General features: G+C 57.6%; 15 protein-coding genes. 10 read left to right on the top strand and 5 right to left on the bottom strand.

The genetic code is table 11. The features are described from left to right. The first annotated feature begins 89 nt into the window (after positions 1 to 89). Complete coding sequence (locus tag FKG94_RS14630) at positions 90 to 569, top strand: DUF427 domain-containing protein (protein ID WP_142905089.1); 480 nt, start codon at positions 90 to 92, stop codon at positions 567 to 569. 240 nt (positions 570 to 809) lie between these two features. Here the strand turns inward: FKG94_RS14630 and FKG94_RS14625 are convergent, their stop codons facing one another. Then, the gene (locus tag FKG94_RS14625; RefSeq protein WP_142905088.1) at positions 810 to 992 is read right to left on the bottom strand and encodes a DUF6435 family protein; all 183 of its coding nucleotides are present in this window, start codon (positions 990 to 992) and stop codon (positions 810 to 812) included. Positions 993 to 1,286: 294 nt separating this feature from the next. Here FKG94_RS14625 and FKG94_RS14620 point away from each other — a divergent pair, with 294 nt between their 5' ends. Further along, on the top strand, positions 1,287 to 1,727 hold the full coding sequence (locus FKG94_RS14620; RefSeq protein ID WP_142905087.1) for a VOC family protein: 441 nt from the start codon (positions 1,287 to 1,289) through the stop codon (positions 1,725 to 1,727). A 215-nt stretch (positions 1,728 to 1,942) separates the two neighbouring features. Here the strand turns inward: FKG94_RS14620 and FKG94_RS14615 are convergent, their stop codons facing one another. Both FKG94_RS14615 and cysQ read right to left on the bottom strand, forming a co-directional pair. Then, entirely contained in the window at positions 1,943 to 2,125 is a 183-nt protein-coding gene (locus FKG94_RS14615; protein ID WP_142905086.1) for a hypothetical protein, read from the bottom strand. 290 nt (positions 2,126 to 2,415) lie between these two features. After that, the gene (gene cysQ / locus FKG94_RS14610; protein ID WP_142905085.1) at positions 2,416 to 3,240 is read right to left on the bottom strand and encodes a 3'(2'),5'-bisphosphate nucleotidase CysQ; all 825 of its coding nucleotides are present in this window, start codon (positions 3,238 to 3,240) and stop codon (positions 2,416 to 2,418) included. 167 nt (positions 3,241 to 3,407) lie between these two features. On the opposite strand from cysQ, the gene yrfG reads away from it, so the two are divergent. The 6 genes from yrfG (at position 3,408) to FKG94_RS14580 (ending at position 9,677) form a co-directional block, all read left to right on the top strand. Continuing rightward, positions 3,408 to 4,082, top strand: a complete 675-nt coding sequence (gene yrfG / locus FKG94_RS14605; RefSeq protein ID WP_142905289.1) for a GMP/IMP nucleotidase — start codon at positions 3,408 to 3,410, stop codon at positions 4,080 to 4,082. Positions 4,083 to 4,125: 43 nt separating this feature from the next. Continuing rightward, positions 4,126 to 4,527, top strand: coding sequence for an RNA-binding S4 domain-containing protein (locus tag FKG94_RS14600; protein WP_142905084.1), 402 nt, complete (start codon positions 4,126 to 4,128; stop codon positions 4,525 to 4,527). 68 nt (positions 4,528 to 4,595) lie between these two features. Beyond that, complete coding sequence (locus tag FKG94_RS14595) at positions 4,596 to 6,092, top strand: S1C family serine protease (RefSeq protein ID WP_246125175.1); 1,497 nt, start codon at positions 4,596 to 4,598, stop codon at positions 6,090 to 6,092. Between the two features lie 33 nt (positions 6,093 to 6,125). Then, a complete protein-coding gene (locus FKG94_RS14590) occupies positions 6,126 to 6,566 on the top strand; it encodes a DUF4124 domain-containing protein (protein ID WP_179957657.1) in 441 nt (146 codons plus the stop codon). Positions 6,567 to 7,005: 439 nt separating this feature from the next. Further along, positions 7,006 to 7,893 (top strand): Hsp33 family molecular chaperone HslO, encoded by an 888-nt coding sequence (gene hslO / locus FKG94_RS14585; RefSeq protein WP_142905082.1) that lies wholly within the window; start codon positions 7,006 to 7,008, stop codon positions 7,891 to 7,893. A 224-nt stretch (positions 7,894 to 8,117) separates the two neighbouring features. Next, positions 8,118 to 9,677, top strand: a complete 1,560-nt coding sequence (locus FKG94_RS14580; protein WP_142905081.1) for a phosphoenolpyruvate carboxykinase — start codon at positions 8,118 to 8,120, stop codon at positions 9,675 to 9,677. A 302-nt stretch (positions 9,678 to 9,979) separates the two neighbouring features. Here the strand turns inward: FKG94_RS14580 and FKG94_RS14575 are convergent, their stop codons facing one another. Continuing rightward, positions 9,980 to 11,581, bottom strand: a complete 1,602-nt coding sequence (locus FKG94_RS14575; RefSeq protein ID WP_218943541.1) for a PilT/PilU family type 4a pilus ATPase — start codon at positions 11,579 to 11,581, stop codon at positions 9,980 to 9,982. A gap of 225 nt (positions 11,582 to 11,806) precedes the next feature. On the opposite strand from FKG94_RS14575, the gene FKG94_RS14570 reads away from it, so the two are divergent. After that, positions 11,807 to 12,178: a VanZ family protein gene (locus tag FKG94_RS14570; protein WP_142905080.1), complete on the top strand. Its 372-nt coding sequence runs from the start codon at positions 11,807 to 11,809 to the stop codon at positions 12,176 to 12,178. A 555-nt stretch (positions 12,179 to 12,733) separates the two neighbouring features. After that, the gene (gene trhA / locus FKG94_RS14565; RefSeq protein WP_142905079.1) at positions 12,734 to 13,387 is read left to right on the top strand and encodes a PAQR family membrane homeostasis protein TrhA; all 654 of its coding nucleotides are present in this window, start codon (positions 12,734 to 12,736) and stop codon (positions 13,385 to 13,387) included. Between the two features lie 144 nt (positions 13,388 to 13,531). Here the strand turns inward: trhA and FKG94_RS14560 are convergent, their stop codons facing one another. Then, a complete protein-coding gene (locus FKG94_RS14560; RefSeq protein ID WP_425460050.1) occupies positions 13,532 to 13,858 on the bottom strand; it encodes a transposase in 327 nt (108 codons plus the stop codon). Positions 13,859 to 13,952: the final 94 nt, after the last annotated feature.

The following is a 13,952-nucleotide window of genomic DNA, read 5'->3' as shown; positions in this document are numbered from 1 at the left end:
ATTTTCGCAGGAGGAGATGCCAACCAGCACGATTTGGGCCGTCGTGATACGTTCAAATCGCATACCATCAACTCGACATAGGTCATCCGATGACAAAAGTATCGAAACGGGAAAATGTGTGGGACTACCCCAGGCCCGCCATATGCGAACCTTTCAAAGGTGCCTTGACGGTCAAACATGACGGCCTGATTCTCGCGCGCACGACACACGCTTATCGCACACTGGAGACATCACACCCGCCCACTTACTACTTCCCACCACAAGATGTCAATATGGATATACTGAAGGAAAACGACCATCAAACATTTTGTGAATGGAAGGGAATTGCCAGCTATTTCGATCTGCAGATCAATGGCAAAGTGATTATGCGTGGGGCATGGACTTACCAACAGCCTTCATCGACCTTTTCAGCTATCAAAGACCATGTGAGCTTTTACGCCTCGAAAGTCGATGCCTGCTTTGTCAATGAAGAACAGGTCATTGCGCAAGCCGGGGATTTTTACGGCGGTTGGATTACAAGCAATATCGAGGGTCCATTTAAAGGTGCGCCCGGCACTTCGTCTTGGTAAACATCTTTCGTAAAAGAGTGTGGACTACTGGGGACGGGCCGTTTTAGTGCGACGAAATGGGTGGCTTGGTCATTGGTGACATCGGCGACGGCAGAATACACAGCCCCGGCTATCTGTGCGAAAGCGGAACGCCTCCTTTGGCAAGGGTCGATTCTCATCTAAATGGCCGCTTTGCGGTGGAGGGTTTGGTGTGCTGCCCGCAGTAGTGACGAGATAGTGGGGGCTGGCCAAGCCTCTCAATCACTTTTCGGGCGTACCCTCTTTCGCCTTCTCAATCTCCTTCAGAGTGAAATCGGCTTTTTCGCTCAATTCGGAGTAGAGACGAATATCGCCCGAGCGCTGGGCTTCCATCGCCTCCCGTAACAATACGTGATAGCGTTTATTGAGTTTTTTGACAGGATTGGAGGAAAAAAGGCCAAACATATTGATGATCTCCGACTTCACTATTCAAACCAGCCAGGGTTATACGTTTGACCGGCTCTTGCGGATCATTGGCAATACCTGCCCCGCTTAGGTTGTAAACATCCGGCCGTCTGGCAAATCCGACATCGCTTACCGGGCGGTTAACAACGTGAAAACAACGATGTCACAGGCGAGAACTTGTGGACAGCCATATAGTCTTTACATGTCCGGAGGTTTGGTAGTCGGACCACATAGCCCTTAAAATGTGCGCACGCAGTTACCTGCCCCTCTTACCTGTATCTTAAGGAGCCTCATATGCAATACCTTCACACAATGGTGCGGGTCGCCAATCTCGAACAAGCCCTGGATTTCTACTGCGACCAGTTGGGACTGGTGGAAATCAGCCGTAAAGACAGCGAAAGCGGACGCTTTACCCTGGTCTTTCTGGCCGCCCCCGGCGACGCCGAGAGCGCCCGCGAGAAACATGCCCCCATGGTGGAACTCACTTACAACTGGGACCCCGAAACCTACACCGGCGGGCGTAACTTCGGCCACCTGGCCTACCGGGTAGACGATATCTACGCCCTCTGTGAACGCCTGCAACAGGCCGGCGTGACCATTAACCGCCCACCCAGGGATGGCCATATGGCTTTTATCCGCTCGCCGGACGGTATCTCGATAGAATTACTGCAAAAAGGCGATTCGCTGCCGCCCGCTGAGCCCTGGCAGTCGATGCCCAACACGGGAGAGTGGTAGGACGCCCAACAGGACGGCCCGATTGATCAATCCCGCCTCGGCAAAACCCTGGAGCCTCGACCTGCTGACATCAATGGCAGCGACGGGAACCAAAGGAGCAGATGAGGGAAAGCCGGGTGCCACACAATCAACGCCAGTGGCGGGAAACTAAGGCAGGCGAACGCTTGCCCATGGGATTGGGACTGCCGACCAGGCCGGACCGAGCCTGCCGTTGCTCAGGTGCTGCGCGGCAGGTGCGCCATCATTTCCCGGCGCGAGTGGATCATTTCCTTGTAAGTCTGGACCATAGAAAAGTTGACGGTATCGTCGTTGACCCGCATATGCTCGAGCTGGCGCTCCAGATTGGTGATTTCGCGAATCAACTGCTCTTTGACCTGGTTAATGCTCTGAAAGCTCACACCAACGTGTTCCGCCCGTAAACGTCGCATCTTATACCTCTGGAGGTAATGCAGTTATCTCAGTTCGAAGCATAGTCAATATATTGACACAGGCAAGCGGCCCGCGCTTCAAACGCCTGATTTATAAAACTTTCACACCACTGTAAACAACGTCTGGCGACACCTGATAACTGTCAAACAGCTATCACAAACAGCTATCAAATGACCATCAAACACCTGTTAAACGACATCTAAACGACCATAAAACCCATCGAGAGTCAGCTGACACAACTCCGACCCGGCTCTCTACCCTAGCTAAGAATCCCACGCCAGTCCACGTCTTTATCCCCAAAAACGTAGAAAAACGGATTTAATATGTCCTTTTTTGTGTTGTAGCGCAAAATCGCGAAGTCAGTATCCACCACCAGGCCACCGGCACACTCCACCACTGCCTGGGCGGCGGCGGTATCCCACTCTGATGTCAGCGCCAGGCGCGGGTATATATCCGCCGCCCCCTCCGCCACCAGGCAGAGTTTCAGGGAGCTGCCCATACTGGTGGTCTCAACCGGACCAAAGGCGGCGGCTATCTTATCGAGCAATTGATCCACGGCACTGGCACCGTGACGGCGACTGGCTACTACCGACACGGGCAGACCGGCACTGCGGCGGGCCTCGATTGAGCGCACAGCGATGGCCTGCCTGTTACCGTCCACTTCTTTAAAAGCGCCCGGTCCATCGGCGCCGCCGTAGGTGACACCGGTAGTCGGTACATACACCACGCCGAGCACCGGCCGGCCCGCTTCGATCAGCGCGACATTCACCGTAAACTCGCCATTGCGATTGATAAACTCCTTGGTGCCGTCGAGCGGATCGACAATCCAGTAACGCTGCCAGCGGGAGCGCTCGGCGAACGGCGGCAGACTGGACTCCTCCGACAACACAGGCACGCCTGCCAGCAACTCGCTGAGACCGGACTCGAGGATGCGGTGGGCGGCGAGATCGGCCTCGGTGACCGGTGAGTCGTCAGCCTTGGTATCGATATCGAAGCCCGCACTGTGGTTATAGACGTCGAGAATCGCCTCGCCGGCGCGGTGGCAGAGTTGTATGACCTGGTTTATCAGGGCCGTATCAGTCATCGGAGGTTCCTGTGCGGATCGGGGCCGGGGGGCAAGATCGGGACGGCTATTATAGAGAGGCTGGTATTTAGCACAATGCTTGTTGATAATCACCCTGCCACACCGGCACCCGGACCGCGCACCCTCAGCGGAATGCGACCATGGAAAGTTTAGGGCACAACAAGCAAATGATAGATTGGCAACATATAGACACCGTGCTCCTGGATATGGATGGCACCCTGCTGGACCTGCATTTCGATAACTACTTCTGGCTGACCCATCTGCCCAGGCGCTACGCCGAGGCCCACGGTGTCGACCTGGACACCGCCCATCGACAACTGGCGGCTCAATACCGGGCCCATGAGGGTACCCTGCAGTGGTATTGTCTGGAGCACTGGAGCGACTTTCTGAAAATCGACATCGTCAAGCTGAAGCACGAAGTCAAAGACAAAATCCAGGTGCGCCCCTTTGTCAGCGACTTTCTCCAGCGTCTGCAGGCACTGGACAAAAAACTTATTCTGATCACCAATGCCCACCCCCAGAGCCTGGATATCAAGCTGGAGATCACCAGCATCGACCGCTGGCTGGATATGGTGATCTCCTCTCACGAATTCCAGGAACCCAAGGAGGCCCAGGCCTTCTGGCACCAGTTGCAGCAGCGGGAGCATTTCGACAAGGCGCGCACCCTGTTTATCGACGACACACTGCGGGTGCTGCGCTCGGCCGAGCGCTTCGGCATCGCCCATCTGCTGTGTATCCACCAACCCGACAGCCGCAGCGAACACCGGCAGATCACCGAATACCCGGCCATCGACCATTTCGACGAAATCATGCCGCCGCCGGCCCCCGAACAATCTCACTGAGCGCCGGCGCGCGAACGACAGCCACCCCTAAGACAGACGCCCGATGGAAAAAGTACGTATCGACAAATGGTTATGGGCCGCCCGCTTTTACAAGACCCGCAGCCTCGCCAAACAGGCCATCGAAGGCGGCAAGGTGCACGCCGACGGCCACAAAGTGAAACCCAGCAAGGATATTGCTGTCGATCAAATAATAACGCTGCGGCAGGGTTGGGATGAAAAAACCGTGGTGGTACTGGCCCTGTCCGACCAGCGTCGCGGCGCCGCCGAGGCGGCAGCCCTGTACCGCGAGACTGAGGCGAGTATCGCCGCACGGGAGGCCCGCGCCGAGCAGCGCAAGGCACAGCGCGGCGTCAATCCGCCGCGCGAGCGCCGGCCGACCAAAAAGGAGCGCCGCCAGATACACCAGTTTGTCAACAAACAGGGTCACGGAACTGCCGATGAATAGCCGCGATGACCGGCCGAACCACATAATTAATCTATATTCAATTACATATTGTCAATCAAGGATCTGCGATGAAGAGAATTCAGCTTATTGTTGCCGCCCTTTTAACACTGACCTGCGTCAGTGCCATGGCCGATACCGAGCGGCAGATAAAACGGCTGAAAAGCGCGGTGGTGAAGATCTACACCACCTCGGCCCCGCCGGACTACTTTACTCCCTGGCGCCTGCTCAACCCCAAACAGTCGAGCGGTTCGGGCGCGGTTATCTCGGGCCAGCGAATATTGACCAACGCCCATGTGCTGGCCGATGCGCGCTATATCCAGGCGCAGAAAAACGGCGATCCGAAGAAGTACCTGGCCCGGGTGGCATTTATCTCCCACGAAGCCGACCTGGCCATTCTCGAAGTCGACGACAAGACGTTTTTTGACGGACTGCGCCCATTGTCATTGGGCAAGCTGCCCGACCCGCTGCAGGAGGTGTCCGTGTTCGGTTACCCGTTTGGCGGCAATGCCCTCAGTATCACCAAGGGTATTCTGTCGCGGGTGGAACACCAGTATTACGCTCACAGCGGCGCCTTTCTGCTGGCCGGGCAGATAGACGCGGCGATCAATCCCGGCAACAGCGGCGGCCCGGTCATCGTCGACCAAAAGATCGTCGGCGTGGTGATGCAGGCCAATACCAGCGGCCGGGCCGAGAACCTGGGTTACTTCGTGCCACCCAGCGTTATTCGCCATGTACTTAAAGACGCGACCGACGGCTTCCACCACGGTTTTCCGGACCTGGGTTTTCGCACCCAGAACCTGGAGAGCCCGGCGATGAAAAACGCCTATAACCTCAACCGCGACCAAACCGGCGCCCTGGTCGCCAAGGTATTCGACAAGTCCCCCGCCAGCGGCCGGTTGCAGGTCAATGATGTTATTCTCGCCATCGACGGTTTTACCATCGCCGATGACCGCACCATCGAGTTCCGGCCCGACCAGCGTACCAATTTCAAGCACGCCATCGACCAGTACCACATCGGCGACAAGATCGAGCTGACGGTCTCCCGCCACGGCGAGATTAAAGAGATCGAGCTGACCGCCGGCGAGCGCCTCACCAGTTACAGCCTGGTGCAAAACGAGCAGTTCGATCAGGTGCCGCGCTACTATATCTATGGCGGCATCGTCTTTGTGCCCCTGAACATGAACCTGATCAAACGCTGGGGGCGCGACTGGCACAGCAAGGCGCCGGTGGATTTTCTCCATGCCCGCAACCGCTGGAGTTCCAACCAACAGCGCGAACTGGTGGTGGCGTTGAAAGTGCTGGCGGCAGACGTGAACCTGGGCTACCACGACTGGAAGAACTGGATTCTGGACACCATCAACGGCACGCCGATCCGCGACTTCCAGAGCTTCAGCGAGCTGCTGCGCAACAACACCGCCGATCATGTTATTTTTAAGGACGACGATGGCTACCAGTTGGTTATAGACCACCAGCAGGCGCTGGCGGCGGAGCCGGAGATCCTCGAGCTGTACCGGATTCCGGGCAGTCACTCCGTCGGACTGTTCGAGCAACAGGCAGCCGATTAGACCGGGGCGGGCAATAAGATGGCATACCACAGTTTGAAAACAAGACTTGGCCTGCTGGTGCTGGTGGCACTGCCGCTGTGGGCGCCGGCGGAGGTGTACCGGTGGGTCGACGAGAATGGCAAAGTCCATTTCAGCGATCGCAAACCCCAGGGCAAAGCCGCCGCGGAAGACATTTCCGAGGCGGTCTCCAAGACCAATATCGACGACAGCACCCAGCAGAACCAAAAACTCGGGGACGTGTTTCCAAAGGAGACGGCGGCGGAAAAGGCGCTGCGCCAGCGCCAGACGCAGGAGCGCCAGACCCGGCGGCAACAGCACGACAAGGACTGCAAACGGGCGCGCAAACTGCTCGATGTATTGCGCGGGCGGGTTTATTTTGTCGATGAAAACGGCCAGCCTTACAATATCAGCGAGCGCGAGCGCAAGGAGCGGGAGGCCAAGCTGCAGGCGGAGATCAATCAGTATTGCGGCTAGTAAGCCAAAGCACCCGGGGGCTTTGGCCAGGGGGATTGAAACCCCTGGGGCAAGCCCCACTTAGTCGGAGTCCTTATGTCGCCGGAAACTTGTTTCTAGAACCCTGTTGCTAAAACCTTTTACTTAAGATTCAGCAGTCAAAATCCAGTACTTAAAACTCAGTAGTTGAGGAAGGGAAGGAAGGGAAGGGGACACTGATAACTTAATAACTTGGCTGGCCAGCCAAGTTATTAAGTTATCAGTGTCCCCCTATTATTAAAAGCCTTACCGCCAACACTTTTTGCCAGGGCCGCGTTAATAAAGACCGGCTGCGAGACACCGGTGATTGAAGCCTTACCAAGACGGCCCGACTGTAAAAGATCGGGTTGAAAAAAATGCCGGCGGAAAAAACTTTAGCGTAAAACCCTTGTTATAAAAACTATGCCGTGAGAACTCTCCCATGCCCTCCAGAGACCAGATGCACCGCTTTTTATTTGACCATACAGACATCCGCGGCGAGGTAGTGACCTTGGAACACAGTCTGCGGGAGGTGCTCAACCACAACCCCCTGCCCACCGTGGTGCAGAATCTGCTGGGCCAGTTCCTGGCCGCCGCCAGCCTACTGTCCAGCACGCTCAAATTCGACGGTATCCTGACGCTGCAGGCCCGCGGCGAAGGGCCGGTGTCGTTGCTGATGGCCGAGTGCACACACCACCAGAACCTGCGCGGGATCGCCCGGCTGGCAGCCGACGATGGTGACCTGGCCGACCTCGATACTGCCAATATCCGCCAACTACTGGGTAAGGGCGTGCTGGCCATCACCATCGACCCCGAGCAGGGCGAGCGCTACCAGGGCATAGTGCCCCTGGACAGCGACAGCCTCGCCGGTTGCCTGGAGCACTACTTTTACCAGTCGGAGCAACTGGACACCCGGCTGTGGCTGGCCGCCGACGGGCAACGGGCCTCCGGCCTGTTGTTGCAGGCCCTGCCGCGACAGGTCAATGCCTCCGAGGAGGACAACCGCCGGCACTGGGAAACGGCCTGCCATCTGGCCGGCACGGTAACCACGGGCGAACTGCTCGAGCTGGACCACGGGGATTTGCTCTACCGGCTGTTCAACGAAGAACAGGTGCGGCTGTTTGCACCGGCACCGGTACGCTTCGCCTGCAGTTGCTCGCCACAGCGCAGTGCCAATGCCCTGAAAGCGCTGGGCGAGGCAGAGGCCAGGCGCATCCTGGCGGAGCGACAGGCCATCACCATCGACTGCCAGTTCTGCAATCAACGGTACCGCTTCGGCCCGCCGGAAGTCGAGACACTGTTCGGCGATCAACCCCGCACGCTGCACTGAAGAACGCACTTCAAATCGTGATCGCCGCTGCCGACATAAGTCAAATTAATAACCACCATAGCCCCCATCGAATCGATTCAGAGGGGCTTTTCTGACATAATGGCTCCCCCCGATAACTCACCCCGAGGAACTACCATTCAGTGGGGTTCAGTGCTCCCAAAGTTGCCAACCATAGGCGGCGGGATATGTATTAACTTGGCCACAAGCTGACAGGACAATAACGAATGACACACGAAGAGACACCGGCAACTGTTTTTGCCGATCTGAGCCCATCACAACTGGTTGAGGAAGCAGTTGCCCGCAATGAGGGTAAGCTCGCCCACACCGGTGCCCTGGTCGCCACTACCGGTAAACGCACCGGTCGCTCCCCCGCCGACCGCTATATCGTCGAGGAACCCTCCAGCGCCGAAAGTATCGACTGGGGTCCGGTGAACCGACCTTTCCCCGCCGACAAGTTCGACCGCCTGTGGGAACGGGTTGAAACTCACCTGGCAGCGGTGGACAATTTTGTATCACACCTGCACGTGGCCGAAGACCCGGATCACTACCTGCCGGTAAAAGTCACTACCGAAACGGCCTGGCACAGCCTGTTTGCCAGCAATATGTTTATCCATCCGGACACCTATAACCCCAAAGGCAAAGAGGAATGGCGCATATTGCACGCCGCCGACTTTGCCTGCGACCCCGAGCGCGACGGCACCAACTCTGACGGCGTGGTAATCATCAACTTCGGCCAGCGCAAAGTGCTGTTGGCCGGCATGAAATACGCCGGGGAAATGAAAAAATCGATGTTCTCGGTGCAAAACTTCCTGCTGCCGGAAAAAGACGTGATGCCCATGCACTGCTCGGCCAACGTCGGTAAAGACGGCGATACCTGCCTGTTTTTCGGCCTCTCCGGCACCGGCAAAACCACACTGTCGGCAGACCCGGAGCGCTTCCTGATCGGCGACGACGAACACGGCTGGGGCAGGGGCATGGTGTTTAATATGGAAGGCGGCTGCTACGCCAAAACCATCGACCTGAGCCGCAAAAACGAACCGGTGATCTGGGATGCCATTCGCTTCGGCTCCATTGTCGAGAACGTCGTGCACGACGCGGAACGGCGGCAGCCGGATTACAGCGATACCAGCCTCACCGAAAACGGCCGCTGTTCTTATCCGCTGCGGCACGTCGAACTGCGGGTGGCGGAGAACCGCGCCGGCGAGCCCAACAACATCATCTTCCTGACCTGCGATGTCACCGGCGTGCTGCCGCCGGTGTCCGTGCTCAGTAAAGAGGCCGCCGCCTATCACTTTCTGTCGGGCTATACCGCCCGGGTCGGCTCCACCGAACTGGGTGCCGAGGCCGGTATTCACCCCACTTTCTCCACGTGTTTCGGTGCGCCGTTTATGCCGCGTCCGGCCCGCGAGTACGCCGACCTGTTGATGAAACGTATCGAGGAATTCGGCGCTAAAGTCTACCTGGTCAACACCGGCTGGACCGGCGGTGCCGGCGGCGCCAACGGCAAGGGTTCACGCTTCCCGATTCCCGTCACCCGGGCGGTGGTCGCCGCCATCCAGAGCGGCTCGCTGGAAAACGCGCCGACCGAGCACCTGGCGGCCCTCAATCTGGCCATCCCCACCGCAGTAGAGGGCGTCGATAGCAAATACCTCAACCCCCGCAAAGCCTGGAACGACGACGACGCTTACGACCGGCAGGCGCAAAAGCTGGCCGGCCTGTTTGCGGAAAATATCAAGAAGTTCAATGTCGCTGCGGAAATTGAAGCGGCGGGGCCGAAAGCCTGACGAGCCCCGCCGGGCGTTGATTCGCTCCGCCGCTGACACCAGCGGCGGAGGCAACTGGCTAAACCGTCGTTGTCAACGCGGGGCACCACCTGAAGAGCTTTGACAAATAAAGATTTTCACTCAAAACGGGTTTTGGTGTCCTAGCCGACACGGTCTCGATCCGGGTATCGCCCTTCGGGACACGCTGTGAATACCTCCCTGTAAGCTCTACGCCAGCATCCCTGCTGGCGAAGGTCCCGAAGGGCGATACCCGGATCGAGACCTCAGTGCCACCGAAGTGAAAATAGTTTCTGGTCAAAGCACTAAAGCTTGGCCTTACCCGCCACCGGCAGCGACCCCAGCAGATTCGATATCTCAGTATTCAGCTCCTGTTGCCCCTTTAACTGCTCCCCCAGGGGACGCGGCGCAATCAGGGTCCACACCACCTCGCCACTGCGCACCTCCTTGGCCTGGATCGCCAGCCCGCCTTTGGCCAGCGCCGAGTCGGCGCCCGGGACCGGCTCGGCCTGGCCGCCGTCGATATCCAGCCCTTTGTTTTGAGGTGAATGGTTTTGAGGTGAATGGTTTTGAGGTGAGTGGTTTTGAGGTAAATGGTCCTGGCGCAAACCGTCCTGGCGCAGCCCGAACGCATAGTGAAGCACGATATCGGGCGCCTTCTCATCGATGTGGTAACCGCGGTCCACAGCCGCCTGCTTGATGGCGGCGGTCAACATTTTTTCCATCTCGGGGCGCCGCTCGAGGCTGGTCTTCCTGGCCCGTACATTGACTTTCTTATAACGGCTGAAATCGGCGGTCTTGCTGAACCAGTGCCTGGTGCGCGTGCCGGCGTTATCGGGCTGGCGCTTGCCATCGAGACGCAGACGCAGGTTGAGGTTAATACGCGAGTCGGCCAGGCGCAGCCCCTCTGCCTTGCTGATGCGCCGCTCGGCGATGAGTTTATACAACGCATCATCAAAGGTCTGACACTCGCCGTTGGCGCCGCCGCCCATCGCCTCTTTGATTTTGTCCGTCTCACCTTTATCGATAAGCTCGGCGATATGGGGCGTTCGCATCATGATTTCCACCACCGCCACCCGCTTGTCGTCGACGCCCACCGCCAGCCGCTGGCTGAGAATCGCCACCAGGTGATGGGCCAGGTCCTGCTGCACTCGCCGCTGGGCGGCAGCAGGAAAGAAGTTCATAAACCGGTCCAGCGCCTGGTTGGCATTGGTGGCGTGCATGGTGGAGATACACAGGTGGCCGGTCTCGGCATAGCGCAGCGCCTGCATGGCCGTATCGGCATCGCGAATTTCGCCGATCATGATCACATCCGGCGCCTCCCGCAAACCGTACTTGAGCGCGTCGGCATAGCTGCGGGTATCTATGCCCACCTCTCTCTGGCTCACCAGAGACCGCTTGTGCCTGTGGGTGAACTCAATGGGGTCCTCGACGGTCAGGATATGCCCGGTCCGGTTCTGGTTGCGGTGGTCGATCAGCGCCGCCAGGGTGGTGGATTTGCCGGAGCCGGTGGCTCCCACCACCAACAACAGCCCGTGCTCCTGCATCGCCAGATCGTGCAGCACCTCGGGCAGCCCCAACTCACTGATCGACGGGATAGTGTCTTTGATGTATCGCACCACCATCGCCGGCAGCCCTTTTTGCCGGTAGACATTGAGGCGGAAACGGCCCACCTTGGGAAACTCCATGCCCAGGTCCATCTCCATATCCCGTTCGAAATCGCGGCGTTGCCGCTCGGAGAGAACCCCGTCGATCAACGCCTGCACCCGCTCTGCGCTCAGGTTTTCGCTGCCCATCCGATGGTGCGAACCCTCCACTTTGATCGTCGGCGGTGCACCCACGTTGATATACAGATCTGAGGCAGACCGGGCCACCATCGCCGATAATATAGCTGTCAATTCATTCAAAGCATTCCCTCACTCGTTTGCTTGTCATTGCGCTGATACTATGGGCCCCCCTGAAAACCCCACAGTGGCGTTTATGACCTATTTCCTATAACTGTTTGTATAATCCTGTCTCGCAACTGCCCTACGAATGTCACGTTATACATCTTTTATGGCTACAAGTCTCTCAAAGCGCACCCCGAATCTACGTCTGGAGCTTGCGGGAGCGGGATTTATGCAGGAGGGTCCGTGAGACCGATATCGGGGGCGCTCAGAAACGCCCAGTTCCTACTGTTACTCAGCTATGCCAGCTATCTGCACCTGACTCCCAGTCCCGGCGCGGTATTTGTGTCGATCTGGGATAAAGCGCTGCACGTGGTCTGCTGGCTGGTACTGACCCTGTCCCTGCAAATCGCCCTGGCAGGGGTGCGCACCGCAGCGCCGCTGCGCTTGAGTGCGCAGGGGGCAATGGCATTGCTGGTTTACTCGGCACTGCTGGATATGGCCCAGCACTGGGTGCCGGGGCGCCATTTCAGTCCGCAGGATATCCTCGCCAATGCCGTGGGTATTGCGCTGGGCCTGGCCTTTATCGGCGCCTTGTACCGCCTGAAAGCGCGCTAAGCCCGTTGTTATCGCCGGGCCTCGCTCAGCTCGGGGACCGGCACCGGGCGCCACGCCCATTTTGCGACCTATCGGTCAGACGCCGGTTGTAAACCCGCCCGCCGGCCGGGGAAGGATAGTCGCAGGCCGGGGTCGCCAGAACTGTCCCCGAATGCGACCCCATGGCAGCCAAACTGTCATGGAAATACGGCATTATTACCCATCGGCCGGCGCTGACTCGCCCGGGTCAGCCTATGGTAAACTCCACCGGCACCTGAACGAACAGGTGCCGGTGGATACCATCCCCGTGTGTCAACAAATCGGGCCGGGCAAAGTCCGATCCGCGAGGCGATTGCAGTTGCAGGCGTACCGATGCATAACAGGTTTTTACCGACTCGATTGCTTGCACAAAAGTTGACACAACAAGCACTACAGCGCGTGACCGAACGGATATTTTAACTTGGCTGCAACAGGGAGCAGCCCGTATATTGCAGCTACACTCAAACTAACCGCCCGGCAAACCGTAACCGGCATCACGGCCTGTAAACCGTCCGTCGCCACCGGAGAGTAGTCATTATGACGACAGCAGTACCGCGTTACACCCTCGGCGAAGAGATCGCCAACAGTGTCACACACGGTGTCGGCATCCTGCTGTCGATCGGCGGTCTCGGCGTACTCACTGCATTCGCCAGTATCTACGGCAATGTGTGGCATATCGTCAGTTGCAGCATTTTCGGCTTTTCACTGATTTTTCAGTATGCCACCTCGACGCTCTACCACAGTATCCAGACGCCCCGGGTCAAACCGGTGCTGCGCATTCTGGACCATATCGCCATTTTTATATTGATTGCCGGCACCTATACTCCGTTCGCGCTGGTCAATATTCGCGGCCCCTGGGGCTGGTCCATTTTCGGTGTTATCTGGGGCTTGGCGCTGTTGGGCATTTTGCTGGAGGTGACATCGCTGCGGCGCTACCGCGCTGCTTCCATCACGCTTTACCTGTTGATGGGCTGGGTGGTGTTGACCGCCATCAAACCCCTGCTGGCCAACGTCAAAACCGGCGGGTTGCTGTTACTACTGATCGGCGGGCTGGCCTATACCGGTGGGGTGGGGTTCTACCTCTGGCGCAGCCTCCCTTATCACCACGCCATCTGGCATCTGTTTGTCCTGACCGGCAGCACGCTGCATTTCTTTGCCGTGTTGTTTTATGTGATTCCGCTGACGGAATGACCCACTGCGCACTCAGTACAAAACTGGAATCTCACGCTATCACAGTTGGCGATTTATTACTGAGGGGCGACTGGACGATCACATGGCGCTGTAATCTTGGTTGACAATGAGTTTTGAACACTCTCTACATATCCGTCAAAGCTACTAGGGCCTGTTCACACTAATCAGCCTGTCGGCGATCAGTGAAAAGTTAATGAAAAACCTGAAAACCACATCAAGCTTGTCGAATCGGCTAAAGATTCTTCGGAATCCTTTCAGGCGTCGAAACAGGCGCTCTACCTCGTTCCGCTTCTTGTACATTTCTTTGTCGTACGCCCAAGGTGTCACACGATTAACTTTGGGAGGCACGATAGGCGTCATTTTTAAATCCAGAATCAACTGACGGGTCTCATCACCCTCGTACGCCTTATCCATGATGACGCTCACACCGTCCCAGCCGTTAGCGTTCATTCCCTGACATAATTGACACAGCGATCTCCCTGGTATCAGTTTACGTCCTTAACAACCGTCAACATCCCTGGTGGCATCTTCCATTGCCTTTGGTCTTTGGTGAGAACTATCACTG

This window comes from Exilibacterium tricleocarpae (genome assembly GCF_007004655.1).
GTDB classification, from domain to species: domain Bacteria; phylum Pseudomonadota; class Gammaproteobacteria; order Pseudomonadales; family Cellvibrionaceae; genus Exilibacterium; species Exilibacterium tricleocarpae.
Note: the sequence above shows the minus strand (reverse complement) of the source record. Positions and strands in the feature narration are given on the sequence as shown.